This window comes from Nocardia sp. NPDC003183 (genome assembly GCF_053590715.1).
The window spans coordinates 37,806-55,589 of record NZ_JBSFTG010000010.1; the positions used below are offsets into that span (position 1 = coordinate 37,806).

The 17,784-nt window shown below is 66.6% G+C and carries 16 protein-coding genes and 4 tRNA genes; 14 read left to right on the plus strand and 6 right to left on the minus strand.

The window, feature by feature from the left end; genetic code table 11:
• The first annotated feature begins 29 nt into the window (after positions 1 to 29).
• Positions 30 to 1,076, plus strand: a complete 1,047-nt coding sequence (locus tag ACWDXS_RS25105; protein ID WP_449969220.1) for an aldo/keto reductase — start codon at positions 30 to 32, stop codon at positions 1,074 to 1,076.
• 5 nt (positions 1,077 to 1,081) lie between these two features.
• On the opposite strand, the gene ACWDXS_RS25110 is transcribed toward ACWDXS_RS25105, so the two are convergent.
• The 4 genes from ACWDXS_RS25110 to ACWDXS_RS25125 all read right to left on the minus strand — a co-directional run bounded on the left by ACWDXS_RS25110 (position 1,082) and on the right by ACWDXS_RS25125 (position 7,954).
• Positions 1,082 to 5,335 (minus strand): molybdopterin-dependent oxidoreductase, encoded by a 4,254-nt coding sequence (locus ACWDXS_RS25110; RefSeq protein WP_449969223.1) that lies wholly within the window; start codon positions 5,333 to 5,335, stop codon positions 1,082 to 1,084.
• A 198-nt stretch (positions 5,336 to 5,533) separates the two neighbouring features.
• Complete coding sequence (locus ACWDXS_RS25115) at positions 5,534 to 6,247, minus strand: demethylmenaquinone methyltransferase (protein WP_378990977.1); 714 nt, start codon at positions 6,245 to 6,247, stop codon at positions 5,534 to 5,536.
• A gap of 51 nt (positions 6,248 to 6,298) precedes the next feature.
• Complete coding sequence (locus ACWDXS_RS25120; protein WP_449969226.1) at positions 6,299 to 7,441, minus strand: glycosyltransferase family 4 protein; 1,143 nt, start codon at positions 7,439 to 7,441, stop codon at positions 6,299 to 6,301.
• A 72-nt stretch (positions 7,442 to 7,513) separates the two neighbouring features.
• Positions 7,514 to 7,954 carry a DUF3592 domain-containing protein gene (locus ACWDXS_RS25125; protein WP_379316246.1) on the minus strand — a complete coding sequence of 147 codons (441 nt, stop codon included), beginning with the start codon at positions 7,952 to 7,954 and terminating at the stop codon, positions 7,514 to 7,516.
• Between the two features lie 85 nt (positions 7,955 to 8,039).
• Here ACWDXS_RS25125 and ACWDXS_RS25130 point away from each other — a divergent pair, with 85 nt between their 5' ends.
• Positions 8,040 to 8,537: a DUF2505 domain-containing protein gene (locus ACWDXS_RS25130; RefSeq protein ID WP_378658681.1), complete on the plus strand. Its 498-nt coding sequence runs from the start codon at positions 8,040 to 8,042 to the stop codon at positions 8,535 to 8,537.
• 49 nt (positions 8,538 to 8,586) lie between these two features.
• On the opposite strand, the gene ACWDXS_RS25135 is transcribed toward ACWDXS_RS25130, so the two are convergent.
• Positions 8,587 to 9,852, minus strand: coding sequence for a geranylgeranyl reductase family protein (locus ACWDXS_RS25135; RefSeq protein ID WP_387445707.1), 1,266 nt, complete (start codon positions 9,850 to 9,852; stop codon positions 8,587 to 8,589).
• A gap of 145 nt (positions 9,853 to 9,997) precedes the next feature.
• On the opposite strand from ACWDXS_RS25135, the gene ACWDXS_RS25140 reads away from it, so the two are divergent.
• Both ACWDXS_RS25140 and htpX read left to right on the plus strand, forming a co-directional pair.
• Positions 9,998 to 11,020: a polyprenyl synthetase family protein gene (locus tag ACWDXS_RS25140; protein WP_378634250.1), complete on the plus strand. Its 1,023-nt coding sequence runs from the start codon at positions 9,998 to 10,000 to the stop codon at positions 11,018 to 11,020.
• Between the two features lie 173 nt (positions 11,021 to 11,193).
• Positions 11,194 to 12,057, plus strand: a complete 864-nt coding sequence (gene htpX, locus ACWDXS_RS25145) for a zinc metalloprotease HtpX (protein ID WP_378990970.1) — start codon at positions 11,194 to 11,196, stop codon at positions 12,055 to 12,057.
• 18 nt (positions 12,058 to 12,075) lie between these two features.
• Here the strand turns inward: htpX and ACWDXS_RS25150 are convergent, their stop codons facing one another.
• A complete protein-coding gene (locus ACWDXS_RS25150; RefSeq protein WP_378634254.1) occupies positions 12,076 to 12,567 on the minus strand; it encodes a YajQ family cyclic di-GMP-binding protein in 492 nt (163 codons plus the stop codon).
• A gap of 176 nt (positions 12,568 to 12,743) precedes the next feature.
• Between ACWDXS_RS25150 and ACWDXS_RS25155 the strand changes: the two genes are divergently transcribed.
• The 10 genes from ACWDXS_RS25155 to rplA all read left to right on the plus strand — a co-directional run bounded on the left by ACWDXS_RS25155 (position 12,744) and on the right by rplA (position 17,768).
• A tRNA-Tyr gene (locus tag ACWDXS_RS25155) sits at positions 12,744 to 12,826 on the plus strand.
• Positions 12,827 to 13,068: 242 nt separating this feature from the next.
• Positions 13,069 to 13,141, plus strand: a tRNA-Thr gene (locus tag ACWDXS_RS25160).
• Between the two features lie 59 nt (positions 13,142 to 13,200).
• Positions 13,201 to 13,276, plus strand: a tRNA-Met gene (locus ACWDXS_RS25165).
• A 36-nt stretch (positions 13,277 to 13,312) separates the two neighbouring features.
• A complete protein-coding gene (rpmG, locus tag ACWDXS_RS25170; RefSeq protein WP_056814348.1) occupies positions 13,313 to 13,483 on the plus strand; it encodes a 50S ribosomal protein L33 in 171 nt (56 codons plus the stop codon).
• A 163-nt stretch (positions 13,484 to 13,646) separates the two neighbouring features.
• Positions 13,647 to 14,714, plus strand: a complete 1,068-nt coding sequence (locus tag ACWDXS_RS25175) for a fused (3R)-hydroxyacyl-ACP dehydratase subunits HadA/HadB (RefSeq protein ID WP_449969388.1) — start codon at positions 13,647 to 13,649, stop codon at positions 14,712 to 14,714.
• A gap of 194 nt (positions 14,715 to 14,908) precedes the next feature.
• A tRNA-Trp gene (locus ACWDXS_RS25180) sits at positions 14,909 to 14,981 on the plus strand.
• 31 nt (positions 14,982 to 15,012) lie between these two features.
• Positions 15,013 to 15,393 carry a preprotein translocase subunit SecE gene (secE, locus tag ACWDXS_RS25185; RefSeq protein ID WP_378990968.1) on the plus strand — a complete coding sequence of 127 codons (381 nt, stop codon included), beginning with the start codon at positions 15,013 to 15,015 and terminating at the stop codon, positions 15,391 to 15,393.
• A 112-nt stretch (positions 15,394 to 15,505) separates the two neighbouring features.
• Positions 15,506 to 16,324 (plus strand): transcription termination/antitermination protein NusG, encoded by an 819-nt coding sequence (gene nusG, locus ACWDXS_RS25190; protein WP_378990967.1) that lies wholly within the window; start codon positions 15,506 to 15,508, stop codon positions 16,322 to 16,324.
• Between the two features lie 216 nt (positions 16,325 to 16,540).
• Complete coding sequence (gene rplK, locus ACWDXS_RS25195) at positions 16,541 to 16,975, plus strand: 50S ribosomal protein L11 (protein WP_019049397.1); 435 nt, start codon at positions 16,541 to 16,543, stop codon at positions 16,973 to 16,975.
• A 79-nt stretch (positions 16,976 to 17,054) separates the two neighbouring features.
• Positions 17,055 to 17,768, plus strand: coding sequence for a 50S ribosomal protein L1 (gene rplA / locus ACWDXS_RS25200; RefSeq protein ID WP_301903705.1), 714 nt, complete (start codon positions 17,055 to 17,057; stop codon positions 17,766 to 17,768).
• Positions 17,769 to 17,784 lie beyond the last annotated feature (16 nt).

Consider the following 17,784-nt stretch of genomic DNA (forward strand, 5'->3'; position numbering starts at 1 on the left):
ACGAAACTATAGACCCTTTAGGAGCTCTCATGGAGTACCGACGGCTCGGCGCATCTGGTCTTCTCGTTCCGGCACTCGGCTTCGGCGCGGGTACTTTCGGCGGTCGCGGTGCGCTGTTCAGCGCATGGGGTGATACCGATGCCGCGCAGGCCAGGCGCTTGATCGACATCAGCGTGGAGGCCGGCGTCACCCTGTTCGACACGGCCGACGTCTATTCCGACGGCGCGTCGGAGGAGGTACTCGGCGCGGCGATCAAGGGCAGGCGCGAACAGGTGCTGCTGTCGACCAAATCGGCGCTGCCCACCGGCCCCGGCCCACACGAGGCGGGCTCGAGCCGCGCAAGGCTGATCCGCGCCGTCGACGCCTCGCTGCGCCGTCTCGGCACCGACTACCTCGACCTGTTCCAGCTGCACGCCTTCGACGCGGGCACGCCGCTGGCGGAAACACTCACAGCCCTGGACGATCTGGTGCGGGCAGGCAAGATCCGCTATCTCGGCGTCTCCAACTTCGCCGGCTGGGAACTGATGAAAACACTCGCTACCGCCGAGGCTCTCGGCCTGGAAAGGCCGGTAGCGCACCAGGTCTACTACTCGCTGGTCGGTCGCGACTACGAATGGGAACTGATGCCGCTCGGTGCCGACCAGGGCGTCGGCTCCATCATCTGGAGTCCGCTCGGCTGGGGCAGGCTCACCGGCAAAATCCGTCGCGGACAACCGCTTCCGGCGGGAAGCAGACTGCACGAGACGGCTCAGGCGGGTCCGCCCGTCGACGACGAACGGCTCTACGACGTTGTCGAGGTGCTCGATCGTATCGCCGCCGAAACCGGCCGCAGCGTCCCGCAGATCTCGCTGAACTGGCTGCTCACCCGGCCCACGGTCGCCACGGTGTTGATCGGCGCCCGCAACGAGGAGCAGTTACGCCAGAACCTCGGTGCGGTCGGTTGGCAGCTCGACCCCGAACACCTGGCCGCGCTCGATGCGGCGAGTGCGACGACACCCCCGTACCCCTACTACCCGTACCACCGGCTGCCCGACTTCGCCCGGCTCAACCCGCCGACGATCCACGCGGCGGCCTGATCGGATCAGTACACGTCGCGCACGTACCGCTTCTCGGCGACGAGCTGCTTCTTGAAGGCCAGCGCGCCGGCCTCGTCCAGCTTTCCGTGAATCTGGGCGATCCGCAGCAGGGTGTCGTCGACATCCTTGGCCATCCGGGCCGCATCACCGCAGACATAGAAGTGGCCGCCGTCGCGCAGCCACGACCACAGCTCGGCGCCGTGCTCGATCATTCGGTGCTGGACATAGACCCGCTCGCGCTGATCGCGGGAGAAGGCGAGGTCGAGCCGGGTGAGGAAACCGGAGCGGAACATGTCTTCGAGCTCGGCGCGGTAGTAGAAGTTCTGGGCGGCGTGCTGGTCGCCGAAGAACAGCCAGTTGCGACCGGTCGCGCCGATGGCCCGGCGCTCGTGCAGGAAACCGCGGAAGGGAGCGATACCGGTACCCGGCCCCACCATGATCATCGGGGCGTTCGGGTCCAACGGCGGACGGAAATGAGGTGCCCGCTGCAGAAAGATCGGCACCTCGGTCGTGCCCCGGTCGGCCAGGAACGTCGAGCACACCCCACCGCGCCGTGCCGAGGTGCCCACCGGGTCGCCGTAGCGGACGACACCGACCGTCAGCTGCACCTCGTCGGGCGTGGTCAACGGGCTCGAGGAGATCGAATACTGGCGTGGTTGCAGCTTTTTCAGTGCGCCCAGCCAGTCGACGAGATCGGTGCGTACCGGGAAGTCACGCAGCACGTCGACCGCCTGGCGGTCCCACAGGTAGGAGGCGAGCTCATTGCGATTGTCGCGACGCAGCAGCTTGGCCAGCTGTGGGTGTGGGTTGCGCTCGCCGATGAAGCCGAGCAGGTCCTGGCTCACCTTGGTGATGTCGTAGTGGGTGCGCAGGGCATCGGTGAGCGTGAGTTCGCGGTCGTCGACCTCGATCACGCGCCGGCCGTCGAGTCCGGTGCAGGTGAGCCATTCGTCGACCAGATCCGGACAGTTGGCGGGCAGCACGCCCAGCGAATCGCCCACTTCGTACCCGGCGTCGAGGTCGTGCAGGTCGAAACCGAAGCGCCGCACCTCTTTCGGTGAGCCGGGTGCACTGAGGATCTCGTTGCGCATCAGGGTGGCGCGGACCGGCGACTGGCGGGTGAACGGAGCGGCGGCGGCGCGCTTCGCTCGGGCAGGCGCGAGTTGCCGGTCGAGCACGGTCGTTCCACCGCGACCGGCCGGTGACGGCATCGCACGGCCCGAATCGGCGTGCCGGGCAACGTTGCTGGTGCCGATCGAATCGCAGCCGTTCGATGCGCCGACGAGCGAGGCATCGCGGCCGCGCGGAGCGCCACCGGTCGGACCGCCGTCGTCGGGCGATCCGCTGGTGATCGCGATCAGGACATCGTCGAGCCACTGATCGGCGGTGTCGGCGAAATCGGGCTCGCTGTCCACCCGCGCCAGCAGTCGCTTCGCGCCACGTTCGGCGAACAGGGTGTCGAGCTTGCGGCCATGGCCACAGAAGTCGTCGTAGGAGGAATCGCCGAGTGCGAACACCGCGTACCGAACACCGTTGAGGCGAATGATGCTGTCTTCGAGCCTGGTCCAGAAGTCGGCACCGTTGTCCGGCGGGCCACCGTCACCGAAGGTGCTGGTGACGAGGAGAACGTCACCGGTGATCGAGGTCAGCTCGCACGAATCCATGTCGAGCAACGACGGCGTGAGTCCCGCCTCCGAGAGGCGGGCCGCGACGGTGGCGGCCAGTTCTTCGGCGTTGCCGGTCTGGGAGGCCCACAGGACGGTGACCGGGTGGGAGTCGGGGCTGTTGGTGGCTTCGGTGGCGGCGCCTGCGTTGCGGGAGTACATGCCGGCCAGCAGTCCGTCGACCCACAGGCGTGACTGTGTCGACAACGGTGCGCTCACCGGAAGCACCGGCTGCCCGGTCACCGGTAGCGACTGCAGGGCGGCGAGGTAACCGCCGAGATAGATGCGCTCGGTCTCGCTGAGCGTGGGGGAGATGCCGGCGTCGAGGCCGAGGATCCCGGCCAGTGGATGCGCGGCCGGTTGGGCGGGCAGCTGCGCGGGGTGCGGGGGTGCTTGCTCAGGTGTGGCGGCCGGGCCGACCCGGCGCAGCGCCACCGCGCACGCCTTGAACTCCGGCTGCAACGAGGCCGGATCTACCGCGTCGTTAGTGACCGCGTTGATCGTCAGGTATTCGCCCTGTTCGTCATTCCAGTGGAAAGGAGCAAAGCAATCACCAGGTCGTACCCGGTCGCTGATCCGCACCGGCAGCACAGCACGGCCCCGGCGCGACGCGATCTCGAGCTGATCGCCCGGCTTCAGATCGAGCTTCTCGGCGTCGGTGGGATGAACTTCGACGAACGGCTCGCCGTTCAGCTTCGTCAGCTTGGCGACCTTGCCTGTCTTGGTCATCGTGTGCCACTGATGCTGCAGCCGACCGGTATTGAGCAGGAAGGGATAGTCGTCGTCGGGCAGTTCGGCGGCGGGCATATGCGGGCGGGGAAAGAACACCGCGCGCCTGCTCGCTGTAGCGAAAGCGAGCCGCGGCGTGGTGCCGTCGGCCGCCGTGTGCAGCGGCTGATGGGTGCCGTCGTTGAGATAGCGGATCGGGTTGCGCGGGGTATCCGCGTCATTGCACGGCCACTGCATCGACCCCTGTGCCAGGCGCTCGTAGCTCATGCCGCTGAGGTCGTAGCCGGTGGCCGGGTTGGTGAACTGCCGCAGCTCGGCGAACACCTCGGCGCTGGAGGCGAAATCGAAGCCGGGGAAACCCATCGCCGTGGCGACTTGGGCGATCAGCAGCCAGTCCGGTCGCGCGTCGCCGATCGGGTCGACCGACTGCTGCAACAGGGTGACGTTGCGCTCCGAATTCACCATCACCGCATCGGCTTCGGCCCACAGTGCGGCGGGCAGCAGCAGGTCGGCGTAGGCGTTGGTCGCGGTCTCGGTGTAGGCATCCTGCACCACGACCAACTCGGCCGCCTCGAGGCCCGCGATCACCGTTTTGCGGTTGGCCACGGTGGCCACGGGATTGGTGCAGATGATCCACGCGGCCTTGATCTCACCGTCGGCCAACCCGCGGAACATGTCGATCGTGCCGGGGCCCGACTCGGTGCGCAGGGTGCCGTCGGGCAGATCCCATGCGGTTTCGACGAAGGTGCGGTCGGCGGGGGAGAGCAGGCTGCGTTGCCCGGGCAGGCCGGGGCCCATGTAACCCATCTCGCGGCCGCCCATGGCGTTGGGCTGGCCGGTGAGCGAGAAGGGCCCACTGCCCGGCCTGCAGATGGTGCCGGTGGCCAGGTGCAGGTTCACCAGCGCGTTGGTGTTCCAGGTGCCGTGCGTGGACTGATTGAGCCCCATCGTCCACAGCGACATCCACTCGTCGGCTTCGGCGATCATCGTGGCCGCGGTGCGGATATCGGCTTCGGCGAGGCCGGTCAGTTCCGCGACGCGGTCCGGGGGATAGTCGGCGAGGAACTCGGGCATCGCATCCCAGCCCTCGGTGTGCTCGGCGATGAAGTCGGTGTCGATCGCACCGTCGGTGACCAGCAGGTGCAGCAGCCCGTTGAGCAGGGCGAGGTCGGTACCCGGTGCGATCTGCAGGAACAGATCGGCGCGCGCGGCGGTATCGGTGCGGCGTGGGTCGACCACGATCAGCTTGGCGCCCGCCTTGAGCCGGTCGGCCATACGCAGATACAGGATGGGGTGGCAGTCGGCCATGTTCGCGCCGCTGACCAGGAACAGGTCGGCGTGTTCGAAGTCGTCGTAGGAACCGGGCGGCCCGTCCGCGCCGAGCGACTGCTTGTAGCCAGTGCCGGCGCTGGCCATGCACAGGCGCGAGTTGGCCTCGATGTGTTTGGTCCGCAGGTAGCCCTTGGCCAGTTTGGTGGCCAAGTACTGGGCTTCCAGCGACATCTGCCCCGAGACGTAGAGGGCGATCGCGTCGGGGCCGTGCTCGTCGAGGATCGCGCGCAGGCGGGTGGCGGTTTCGTGAACGGCCTCGTCGACCGGCAGTGGGACGGGGACCTGCCCGCGTTCGGGGCGCCGGTAGGCGGTGTCCATCCGGCCGGGCGCGGCCATCATCTCCGCGTGGGTGGCGCCCTTGGTGCACAGCCTGCCCGCGTTCGCCGGATGCAGCTTGTCGCCGCTGACCTTCGCGATCAACCGCGCACCAGACTGATCAGTCTTTGTCTGGACGTTTATGCCGCAGCCGACGCCACAATACGAGCACTGTGTACGCACAGTGTCCGTGCCGCGGCCGTCCGCTTCCCCTGTCATGACTCGATCATCCGCATCGGTCGTTGCGCTCGATTTACCGAACGTTATGTCCAGGTGACAATCGACCTCACAAGACGAAATCCCGACGGTGAGGATACGGCCCGAATATCACCCCTGATCAGGGCGCATTCCGGGCTGTCGGCGCACGACCACGGACGAGTCGGGGTGACCGGACTCACCCCCGCCGCCGCCGGTGTTTCAGCCCAGTTTGTAGCCGCGGTGCAGTGCCACCACACCACCGGTGAGGTCACGCCACTGCACCGAGTCCCAGCCGGCGTCCGCGACCCGGCGGGCCAGCCTGCGCTGGTTCGGCCAGGCACGGATCGACTCGGCCAGGTACACGTACGCGTCCGGGTTGGAGCTCACGGCGCGTGCCACCCGGGGCAGCGCCTTCATCAGGTACTCCATGTACACGGTGCGGAACGGTCCGAACACCGGTGTGGAGAACTCGCAGACCACCACCCGGCCGCCCGGTTTGGTCACCCGCAGCATCTCGCGCAGTGCCAGATCGATGTCGGCGACATTGCGCAGCCCGAACGAGATGGTCACCGCGTCGAACGAATCATCGGCGAACGGCAGCGCCATCGCATCGCCGGCCACCATCGGCACCTGCCGGAACCGGCCCGCCGCGAGCATCCCCTGAGAGAAGTCGGCGGCCACACACCAGGCGCCGGACTTGCCGAGTTCCACGGTCGAGACGCCGGTACCCGCGGCCAGGTCGAGGACCCGCTCGCCGGGACGCAGCGCGAGAGCACGTCGCGTCGCCCACCGCCAGTACCGGTCCTGGCCACCGGAGATGACCGTATTGGTGAGGTCGTAGCGCTTCGCCACACCGTCGAACATCGACGCGACCTCGTGGGGTTGCTTGTCCAGCGAAGCCCGAATCGGTTCTCGCTGCTCTGTTGTCGCCACGCACCGAGCTTAGAGTTTTTTCGCCGCGATAGCGCGGGTGGGTTGCGCCACTCAGGCCGTGCGCGGCAATCGCTCGCGCATCCCGGTGACGTCGGCATAGTGACCCATCAGCTCGGTGCAGATCGCGGGCCAGGTGCGGTGCAGCACCGACTTGTGCGCCGCCGCCGCGAACCGGCCGCGCTGGCCCGCGTCACGCAGGGCCGACACCGCGCTCGGCAGCAATTCCGCGAACCGGTCGACCGGCAGCAGATACCCGTTGCGGCAGTGCGAGATCAGATCCCGTGGCCCACCGGCATCGGGCCCGATCACCGGCACACCCGAGGACAGCGCTTCCTGCACGCCCTGACAGAACGTCTCGTGCTCGCCGGGATGCACCATCACGTCCAGGCTGGCGTAGTGCGTGGCCAGTTCGCTGCCACCCAGTTCGCCGGTGAACACCGCGTCCGGCATCACTCTGCGCAGCCGGGCCCGTTCCGGTCCGTCGCCCACCACGACGAGCTGGATCGACGGGTCACCGGCCAGTGCGGCCAGCCGTTCCACGTGCTTCTCCGGTGCGAGCCTGCCCACGAACCCGACGACGAGCCGGTCACTGGAACCGAGCCAGCTCGCCCGCAGCTCGGCACTGCGCGCGGCCGGGTTGAACCGGGCGATATCCACGCCACGGCCCCAGCGGTGCACCCGGGGAATCCCGTGCTCGGCGAGATCGTGCGCGGCCGCCGACGACGGTGCCAGCGTGCGGGTGGCGCCCTCGTGGATCCGGCGCGTCCACGCCCACGCGGCCCGTGCGGCCAGCCCGAGCCCGTAGCTTTTGGCGAACCCGGCCACATCGGTCTGATACACCGCGACGGTCGGCAGATCCAAGCGCGTCGCCGCGGCGAGCCCACCCGCGCCGAGCAGGAACGGCGAGGCCAGGTGCACCACATCGGGATCGAATGCGGCGATGGCGGCGGTGATGCCCGGTTGTGGCAGGCCCACCGGCAGCGAACTCACCTTCGGCACCATCATCGCGGGCACGCGGTGCACCGGGAATCGGCCGTGGAAGCGAGGTGCGGGTGGGGCGCCGCGCAGGGAATCGGGCGCCACGATCATCGCGTCGTGACCGTGCTGGTCCAGGTGATCCAACACCCGCAGCACGGAGTTGACGACGCCGTTCATGTTCGGCAGGAAAGACTCCGAGACGATGGCTACGCGCACTCTTCCAGGGTGACCGCCACACCGCGCGACACCCCCACACCGACGTGAAGCCGGGGCGAACAGCAAACGAAGTTACGACTCGCGCTGCTTGCGGCGCACGATCCAGAGCACCGGCAGGGCGAGCGCCCACGCCACAAAGATCACCGAGGCTGCCGGGATGATCGCCACCCGTGCGTCGCGCCCGGCCACCCGGACCAGGTCGGGGTCACGCGTGCTGTACTCCACGTTGATCCGCTGACCAGCGGTCAGATTGGTCGGATACAGGATGCCGACCTTCGGATTGTGGGTCACGCTGTCGGGCGTCACATAGATCACCGCCGAACGTAACCGGCCCGCCGACAGCACCTCGCCGGAGGTCACGCCACGATGGCGCTCGATTTCGAAGTCGTTGCGCCAGGCCGCGAGTACCAGCAACACCATCAGGACGCTGACCACGGTCGCTGCCCCGACCACCCACACCCGAACCCGGCGCAGGCGCTTGTTCCGCCGCTCCGACAGGCTGGTTTCCGACACCCGCCACACAGTACCGGTCACCTAGGGGACCGGAAGTTCCCGCACGCGCCGACGCCCCACGAGTCCCTCCCCTAACATTCCCGCTATGTCCCGCAAATTCAGCTTCACCGTGCCCTACACCGTCCCGGTCGAAGAGCTTCACCGGGCACTTGTCGACGACGCCGTCTGGCAGGCGCGTTTCGCCGGCGCCGAGACCGCGACCATCGAACTCTCCCATCCCGACGGCCCCGATTCGATCACCATCCATATGACCGAAACCCCCGGTAAGGACAAGGTTCCCGCGCTGGTGCGCAAGGTGCTCAAGAGCGATCTCGTTCTGGTCCGCACCGACAACTGGCAGCCACTGGCAGGCGAGGTCGCCAAGGGCAGTTTCACCGGCAACACCAGCGGCATCACCACCGAGATGTCGGGCACCTATGAACTGCGGCCCACCGCCGAGGGCAGCGAGATCGAGGTCGTCGGGACGGTCAAGGTGAAGGTTCCGCTGGTCGGCGGCGCTATCGAGCCGCTGGCCGAACAGTTGCACCAGCGCGTCCTGAACAGCGAACGCAAATTCATCGAGAACTGGTTCGCCAAGCTCTGAGCCGACAGCGAGGGTGCCGCTCCAGTGAGCGGCACCCTCGCGTCGGCCATCAGCTGAACGGCGGGAGTTCGTCGGCCCGCAGCGACGCCCGTCCGGCCGCTCGCCAGGCGCGGGCTGTGAGGTCGAGGTCCTCGTCGGTCACCAGATTGCCCATCACCCGAACCGCCGTGCGCTGCAGATACTTCGAGCGCATCACCGGCGGCCCCCCGAGTGGGACCATCTTCGGCTGGGTGGCCAGGCCGGCGAGCCTGCGCGCCACGGAGAAGGTGCGTCCGTAGTGGTCACGCAGCAACTGCGGCCACGCTTGGCTCAGATCGGGTTCGTCGAGCAGGTCCGCGAGCATGTGCCCGCCCTCCAGGCCGTAGTCGATGCCTTCGCCGTTGAGCGGGTTCACGCAGCCCGCGGCGTCACCGACCAGCACCCAGTTCGGGCCCGCCACGTTCGACACCGCGCCGCCCATCGGCAGCAGTGCCGAGGCCACCGCGCGTAGTTCGCCCTCGAGTTCCCATTCCTCGCGACGCAGCTGGGTGTAGTGCTCGAGCAGCGGCTTGAGGGCGACGTGTGAGGGCCGCGCCTCGGTGGCCAGCGAGCCGACGCCGATGTTCACCTCGCCGTTGCCGAGCGGGAAGATCCAGCCGTAGCCGGGGACCAGCTCGTCGGCGGCATTGCGCAGCTCCAGATGCGAGGAGATCCACTGGTCGTCGCTGCGACCGGACTTGATGTAGGCGCGGGCCGCGGTCCCGTAGGCGTAGCGGCGATGCCAGGTGCGACCCAGCTGTTTTCCGACGGGGGAGCGCACGCCGTCGGCCACCACCAGTACCCGGCAGCGCACCGTGTGGGTGGCCGCGCCGATCCGCACCGTCACCCCGGTGACCCGCTCACCCTCGCGCAATACCTCGGTGACCTTCGCGCCGTCGACCATCCGCGCACCGGACTTGATCGCGGTCTCGCGCAGTTTGTCGTCGAGTTCGGTTCGTGGAACCGCACTTCCGTACGTCGGGAACGACCCACCCGGCCACGGCAGCAGCGCTTCCTTGCCGAAGCCCGCCATCCGCAGGCCGTGGTTCACGGTGTGCGCGCGCAACCATTCGCCGAGACCCAGATGTTCCAGCTCGGCGGTGGCGCGGGGCGTCAGCCCGTCACCACACGTCTTGTCGCGCGGGAAAACCGCCGAATCGAGCAGGAGCACATCGCGTCCGGCGCGCGCGGCCCACGCCGCCGACGCGGAACCGGCGGGTCCTGCCCCGACGACCAGCACCTCGACGGTGGCAGGCAGCGGAGCGCGGTCGGCAGGGGTGAGATCCGGTGAACCCATGGCTCAATACTGGCACTGTCGGCCGCTGTGCGAGAGTGTCGGGTACACCGGGAATTGTCACTGTGTGACGGGGTTCATCGGCCATAGTGCCGGGACACGCTAGGTTGCTACCCGTCGGGGTCGGACGCATCGCTGGGAGAAGATAATGAGCACATCGGCTGTGAGCGACGAAAGCACCGTGGTTGCCGGGGTAGATCTCGTCGATCCCGAACTCGCCGTCACCGTGCGCGACGGACTGGCCGCGGTCGAGAAACTGCTCGTCGACGAACTCTCCGACGGTGAGGAATTCCTCCAGGAGGCGGCGCTGCACCTGGCCAGGGCGGGCGGCAAGCGGTTCCGGCCGCTGTTCACCGTGCTCACCGGCCAGCTCGGACCCAATCCGACCGACCCGGCGCTGATCACCGCGGGCACGGTCGTGGAACTCGTGCACCTCGCGACGCTCTACCACGACGACGTCATGGACGAGGCGACCCAGCGTCGTGGCGCGGAGAGCGTCAACTCGCGGTGGGGTAACAACATCGCGATCCTGGCGGGCGATTACCTGTTCGCCCACGCCTCGCGCCTGACCTCCACCCTCGGCCCCGACGCGGTCCGCATCATCGCCGAGACCTTCGCCGAGCTGGTCACGGGCCAGATGCGGGAAACCATGGGCGCCAAGCAGACCCAGGACCCCGTCGAGCACTACCTGCGCGTGGTGTGGGAGAAGACCGGCTCGCTCATCGCCGCCGCGGGCCGTTTCGGCGGCACCTTCTCCGGCGCGGGACTCGAGCACGTGGAACGCCTGGCGCGCCTCGGCGACGCGGTCGGCACGGCGTTCCAGATCTCCGACGACATCATCGACATCTCGTCCTCTGCCGAGCAGTCGGGCAAGACCCCGGGCACCGACCTGCGCGAAGGCGTGCACACCCTGCCGGTGCTCTACGCCCTGCGCGAGACCGGCGCCGACGGCGACCGACTGCGCACCCTGCTGGCGCGCCCGCTGGAAACCGACGCCGAGGTAGACGAGGCACTGGAACTGCTGCGCCGCTCGCCCGGCATGGCGCTGGCCAAGGAAAAGCTGGCCGAATACGCCGACCTCGCCGATACCGAGCTCGCCGCGCTTCCGCCCGGCCCCGCCAACGACGCCCTCACCCGCCTCGTCCGCTACACGATCGAACGCGTCGGCTGACCAGGAACCAACACCACCCGGCGCACGTTGTCCTGTCGCGACGAAACAACAGATTTCGACAGCACATGGGTAACTCGCCGGGTACGCCCAGAACCGTTCCCGTTGTCCACCGCAGGCCCGATGCCTGACGAACGCAGCGCCTGACGACCGGCACAAGGCGCGGGGAGGCGGAAATGCCCAATGGGATCAAGACGTTCGGTTTGATGGTGGGGATGTCGGCGTTGATCGTCGCCATCGGGGCGATGTTCCGCAGCCCGACGATCCTGATCATCTCGATCGTGCTGGCCATCGGCATGAACGCCTACGCCTACTTCAACAGCGACAAGCTGGCCTTGAAGGCGATGCACGCGCAACCGGTGAGCGAACTGGAGGCGCCGGTCATGTACCGGATCGTGCGCGAGCTCGCGACCACGGCGCGCCAGCCGATGCCGCGGCTCTACATCAGTCCCACCAGCGCCCCCAACGCGTTCGCCACCGGCCGCAATCCGCGCCACGCCGCGGTCTGCTGTACCAGCGGCATCCTGCAATTGCTCGACGAGCGCGAGCTGCGCGCGGTCCTCGGCCACGAGCTGTCCCACGTCTACAACCGCGACATCCTGATCTCGTCGGTGGCGGGCGCGATGGCCTCGGTCATCACCGGTCTGGCGAACATGGCGTTCTTCGCGAGTTCGTTCGGCAGCAGAGACGGCAACGGACCGAACATCATCGGTGTGCTGCTGGTCTCACTGCTCGGGCCGATCGCGGCGGGCCTGATCAAGATGGCGGTCTCGCGATCGCGGGAGTACCAGGCCGACCAGTCCGGCGCCGAGCTCACCGGCGACCCGCTGGCCCTTGCCTCGGCCCTGCGCAAGATCGAACGCGGCGTCCAGGCGGCCCCGCTGCCGCCGGACCCCAAGATCACCAGCGAATCGCATCTGATGATCGCCAACCCGTTCCGTGCGGGCGACCGCGTCGCCCGCTGGTACTCCACCCACCCCCCGATGGACGAGCGCATCAAGCGTCTGGAGGAGATGGCCGGCGGCACTCATCACCACTGAGTGCCGCCCACACCGGACCTATCGGTAGTTGACGAACTGCAGGGCGATTCCGAAGTCCTCGCCCTTGAGCAGCGAGATCACTTCCTGCAGGTCATCACGCTTCTTGCTGCTGACCCGCAGCTCCTCACCCTGGATCTGCGCCTTGACGCCCTTGGGGCCCTCGTCGCGGATCTTCTTCGAGATCTTCTTCGCCTTCTCGGTGTCGATACCCTGCACCAGCGTGCCGGTGATCTTGAAGATCTTGCCCGACGGCTGCGCCTCGCCGGCGTCGAACGCCTTCAGCGAGATGTCGCGACGGATCAGCTTCTCCTTGAAGACGTCGAGCGCCGCCTGCACTCGCTCCTCGGCATTGGCGGTCAGCACGATGGCCTCCTCGCCCGACCATGCGATCGACGCATCGGTGCCCTTGAAGTCGTAGCGCGAGTTCAGCTCCTTCTCCGCCTGATGCAGAGCGTTGTCGACCTCCTGTCGATCGACCTTGCTCACGACGTCGAATGACGAATCAGCCACACTGCGCTCCTGTCCTGTGAAGGTCCGGCGAACTCCGGGGCCGGGATGTGCCGGCCACCGAGACAGTTGTACCCGCATCGGGGGACGACCGGTGCTCGCAGGGGGTCTGTGCAGGCGTTTTGATAGTCCGGGTGGGTACGTTGTAAGCTGCTCAGCGCACCGGAAACGGCGCACACGGCAGATTGCCCGAGCGGCCAATGGGAGCGGACTGTAAATCCGTCGGCTTATGCCTACGTAGGTTCGAATCCTACATCTGCCACATCGAACCCCCGTCGATCATGAAGATCGGCGGGGGTTCCTTGGTTCTGCGGGTTGTTCTCGCGCGGATCCGGGTAGCCTCGATGTGAGCGGGTCGGAATCAGCGATCTGAACCCCGTGAAAATGCCCTTTGAGCTGCCGATTTGGTGCTCTGGCCGGGGAGTGTGTAATCTCGTTCAGGACGCCGGAGCACGGGGTCACGCTGATCGGCTTGCCGATACAGACTCTGTGCCACGTAGTCATGCCCCCTTAGCTCAGTCGGTAGAGCGTTTCCATGGTAAGGAAAAGGTCAACGGTTCGATTCCGTTAGGGGGCTCGCCGGATTGCCGGTGGTGAGCGGCTTACCGCGGCATCATCGGGATATTAGTCCGCCGTGGCGGTGTAGCTCAGTTGGTAGAGCAAACGACTCATAATCGTTGTGTCGCCGGTTCAAGTCCGGCCATCGCTACCAATTTCAACTCAGCCCAGACCGGAAAGAAGGCAAATCGTGGCCGCGAAGTCCACCGATGTCCGGCCAAAGATCACCTTGGCCTGCGACGAGTGCAAGCACCGCAACTACATCACCAAGAAGAACCGGCGTAACGACCCGGATCGCCTCGAGCTGAAGAAGTTCTGCCCGAACTGCGGAACTCACCGGGCGCACCGCGAGTCGCGCTAGTTTTCAGAAACATCTGCCGAAGGCCGGACGAGAGTCCGGCCTTTGTGCTTTTCCCGGGAAGTTCATGGAAAGTTCGGGGCCGATACAGTACCCGGACGCATCACGTTTTACACCGGTCGACTTCGGTGCTGTCTTACGAGTGAGTAAGGTCCACGTTGTGACAGTGAACACCGGAACTCACGAAGCGGTCCCTGCCGCAGCCGCCGAAACCTTCGATCCCGCCGCCCATGCGGCATCGATGGTCGGCCACCACTACCGCGTCGACGACTACTACGAGGTCGGCCGCGAGAAGGTGCGCGAATACGCCCGTGCGGTGCAGGATTACCACCCGGTGCACTGGGAGGAAGACATCGCGCGCGAGTACGGCCACCAGGGTCTGCTCGCCCCGCTCACGTTCATCTCCCTGGTGGGCATCCTCGCCCAGCGCAAGCTGTTCGAACGGATCGTGACCGGCTACGACCTGAGTCAGATCATGCAGACCGATCAGATCCTGGAATTCCACCGCCCGATTCGGGTCGGCGACCAGTTGACCTGTGATGTGTATCTGCATTCTTTCCGGCAGGCCTTCGGTGGCGACATCATCGTCACCAAGAACATCGTCACCGCCCAGGACGACGAACTGGTGCTCACCACCTACACCACGCTGATCGGACGCAGTGGCGGCGACATCGATCCTCGGATGTCGGACGCGGTCCGCAACGTGCTGATGCACGGACTCGGCGAGGAGGAGCCCGCCCACCACGCGCCGGCCGAGCTGTCCGTCGGGATCATCCCGGTCACCAAGCAGCCGGAGCCGACGGTCAGCGTGCACGCCCTGTCCTTCGACAGCGTGTCGGTCGGCGACGAACTGCCCGCCCGCGTGGCGCGACTCACCCGCGGCGACCTCGTCAACTACGCGGGCGTGTCCGGCGACGCGAACCCGATCCACTGGAGCGACGAGGTCGTGAAGCTGGTCGGCCTGGACAACGTGGTCGCGCACGGCATGCTCACGATGGGGCTCGGCGGCGGTTTCGTCACCTCGTGGCTGGGCGATCCCGGCGCGGTGAAGGAATACAACGTCCGCTTCACCAGCCCGGTCTACGTCGGTTCCGATGTCCCGGCGGAGGTCGAATACACCGGCAAGGTGAAATCGGTCGATCCGCAGACCCGCACCGCTGTGGTCGCCATCACGGCGAAGTCGGTGGGCAAAAAGATCTTCGGCCGCGCCACGGCAACCGTTCAGCTGTCCTGACCTGGTCGGGTGTCCCGGATTGGCGATAACCGCGCGCGGTGACGTATAGTCGGGTCTCTGGGGTCACGAGATGCTGCGCGCTGATCTTCCCGAGGGGTTATCTCCTCATGGAAGCGGCGCGCGTGTTGTGTGACACTGGAGACAACCGAATATCGAATGTGGTTGGGCATTACGGCTCAGGCTGGTCCAACCGAAGGGGCGTAGCTCAATTGGCAGAGCAGCGGTCTCCAAAACCGCAGGTTGCAGGTTCAAGTCCTGTCGCCCCTGCCCTGAATGCCAGCGACGAGAGAGGATCGACGTGAGCGACGAGCGGGATACTCGCGGCGAAGACAGCGAGGACACCGCCGCTGCCACTCGACCGAGTGGCAAGCGGTCTGCTCGTCGTGTGCGCGCGTCGGATGCTCCGGCAGACAACGGATCGGTGGCCACGCTCGATCGGCCGTCGGCCTCGCGCAAGGCAGACAAGACCGCCGGTAAGGCAAAGACGGGCAACCCGTTCAAGCGGCTGCTCAAGTTCCTGCGAGAGGTCATCGCGGAACTGCGCAAGGTGATCTGGCCCAACCGGAAGCAGATGGTCACCTATACGGCCGTCGTTCTGGTGTTCGTGGTCTTCATGGTCGCGTTCATCGCCGGGATCGACGTGGCGTTCGTCAAGGGTGTCGACTGGCTGTTCGGCTGATCGCCGACACCCACGCCGGTAGCCGATCGCGGGTCGGAACGGCGGAGTGTGCCTCCGCGCACCCGACCCGGCCCAGAGGATGTACGTGACGACACAGGAAGCGAGTGCCTCAGTGAGCACCCCGGAGAACGACACCAACGACGAGTTCCCGGTTGACGACGCTGTCGTGGCGGAAACCGCCACCGACGAGGTCGAGGCCGCCGAGCTCGCCGATGCCGACGAAGCCGCTGCCGACGAGGTCGTCGACGAAGCCGTGATCGAAGAAGTCGCCACCGAGGACGACCCCGAGGCCGACCCGATCGAGTCGATGAAGACCAAGCTGCGCCGCGTGCCCGGCGACTGGTACGTCGTGCACTCGTACGCGGGCTACGAGAACAAGGTCAAGACCAACCTCGAGACCCGCGTGCAGAACCTCGGACTCGAGGACTACATCTTCCAGGTCGAGGTGCCGACCGAAGAGGTCACCGAGATCAAGAACGGCCAGAAGAAGAACGTCAACCGCAAGGTGCTGCCGGGCTACATCCTGGTCCGGATGGAACTGAACAACGAGTCGTGGGGCGCGGTGCGCAACACCCCCGGCGTCACCGGTTTCGTCGGTATGACCGGCGGTGGCCCCGGCGCCAAGCCGACCCCGCTGACCATCAACGAGGTCGTGAAGTTCCTGGTTCCGGCTGGTGCGCAGGCGCAGAAGAAGGCCGCCGCGGCCGCTGCCGGTGGTTCGGATACCGGTAGCGCGGCTTCGGGCAAGCCCACCATCGAGGTCGACTTCGAGGTCGGCGAGTCGGTCACCGTCATGGACGGCCCGTTCGCGACGCTGCCCGCCTCGATCTCCGAGGTCAACGCCGAGCAGCAGAAGCTCAAGGTGCTGGTGTCGATCTTCGGTCGCGAGACCCCGGTCGAGCTGAACTTCACCCAGGTTTCCAAGATCTAGGATTTTCCACACTCGCGTCAACGGCACCGCTCACCGGCGGTGCCGTTGGTGTTTGTGCTGGTCACCACCCGATTGCTGGGTCGTGTGGCAGGTCCGGTAGAGTGTGATGGTTCGTGTTCTGACTTCCCCGCAGTACTTGTCGGGGCCTAGTCGTGCGCGGATACGAGGCTTACGGCAACCGTAAGGAACCGAACCCCAGAAAGCCAAGGAAGAAAGATGCCCCCCAAGAAGAAGAAGCTCGCCGGGATCATCAAGCTGCAGATCCAGGCCGGCGCAGCCAACCCGGCACCGCCGGTCGGCCCCGCGCTCGGTCAGCACGGCGTCAACATCATGGAGTTCTGCAAGGCGTACAACGCCGCGACCGAGTCGCAGCGTGGCAACGTCATCCCGGTCGAGATCTCGGTGTACGAGGACCGGACGTTCGACTTCAAGCTGAAGACCCCGCCTGCCGCTCGTCTGCTGCTCAAGGCCGCCGGTGTGCAGAAGGGCTCCGCTGAGCCGCACAAGACCAAGGTCGCGAAGGTCACCATGGACCAGGTCCGGGAGATCGCCAAGACCAAGGCCGAGGATCTCAACGCCACTGATCTCGATCAGGCCGCGAAGATCATCGCCGGTACCGCGCGTTCGATGGGTATCACCGTCGAAGGCTGAGCGAATCTCGCTCTCATGTGGGAGGGCCGGCCAGGCCCGACAACCACATCTGAACTCGAAACTTTAAGGACAGAAAATCATGGCAAAACGAAGCAAGGCGTACCTCGCCGCTGCTGAGAAGGTCGATCGCGACAACCTGTACTCCCCGCTGGCCGCCGCGCGCCTGGCGAAGGAGACCGCGACCACCAAGACCGACGCAACCGTCGAGGTCGCCGTCCGTCTCGGCGTGGATCCCCGCAAGGCCGACCAGATGGTCCGTGGCACCGTCAACCTGCCGCACGGCACCGGTAAGACCGCTCGCGTCATCGTGTTCGCCGCGGGTGAGAAGGCTTCCGAGGCCGAGGCCGCAGGCGCCGACGCCGTGGGCGCCGAGGACTTGATCGAGCGGATCCAGGGCGGCTGGCTCGACTTCGACGCCGCGATCGCCACCCCGGATCAGATGGCCAAGGTCGGCCGCATCGCGCGTGTCCTCGGCCCGCGTGGTCTGATGCCGAACCCGAAGACGGGCACCGTCACCAACGATGTGACCAAGGCCGTCAACGAGATCAAGGGCGGCAAGATCAACTTCCGCGTCGACAAGCAGGCCAACCTGCACTTCGTCATCGGCAAGGCGTCCTTCGACGACGCCAAGCTGGTGGAGAACTACGGCGCCGCGCTGGACGAGATCCTGCGTGTGAAGCCGTCGACCGCCAAGGGTCGCTACGTCAAGAAGATCACGGTTTCGACGAACACCGGACCGGGCATCCCGGTGGACCCGAACCGTACCCGCAACCTCCTCGACGAGGATGCGTGAGCTTCGGCTGACAGCT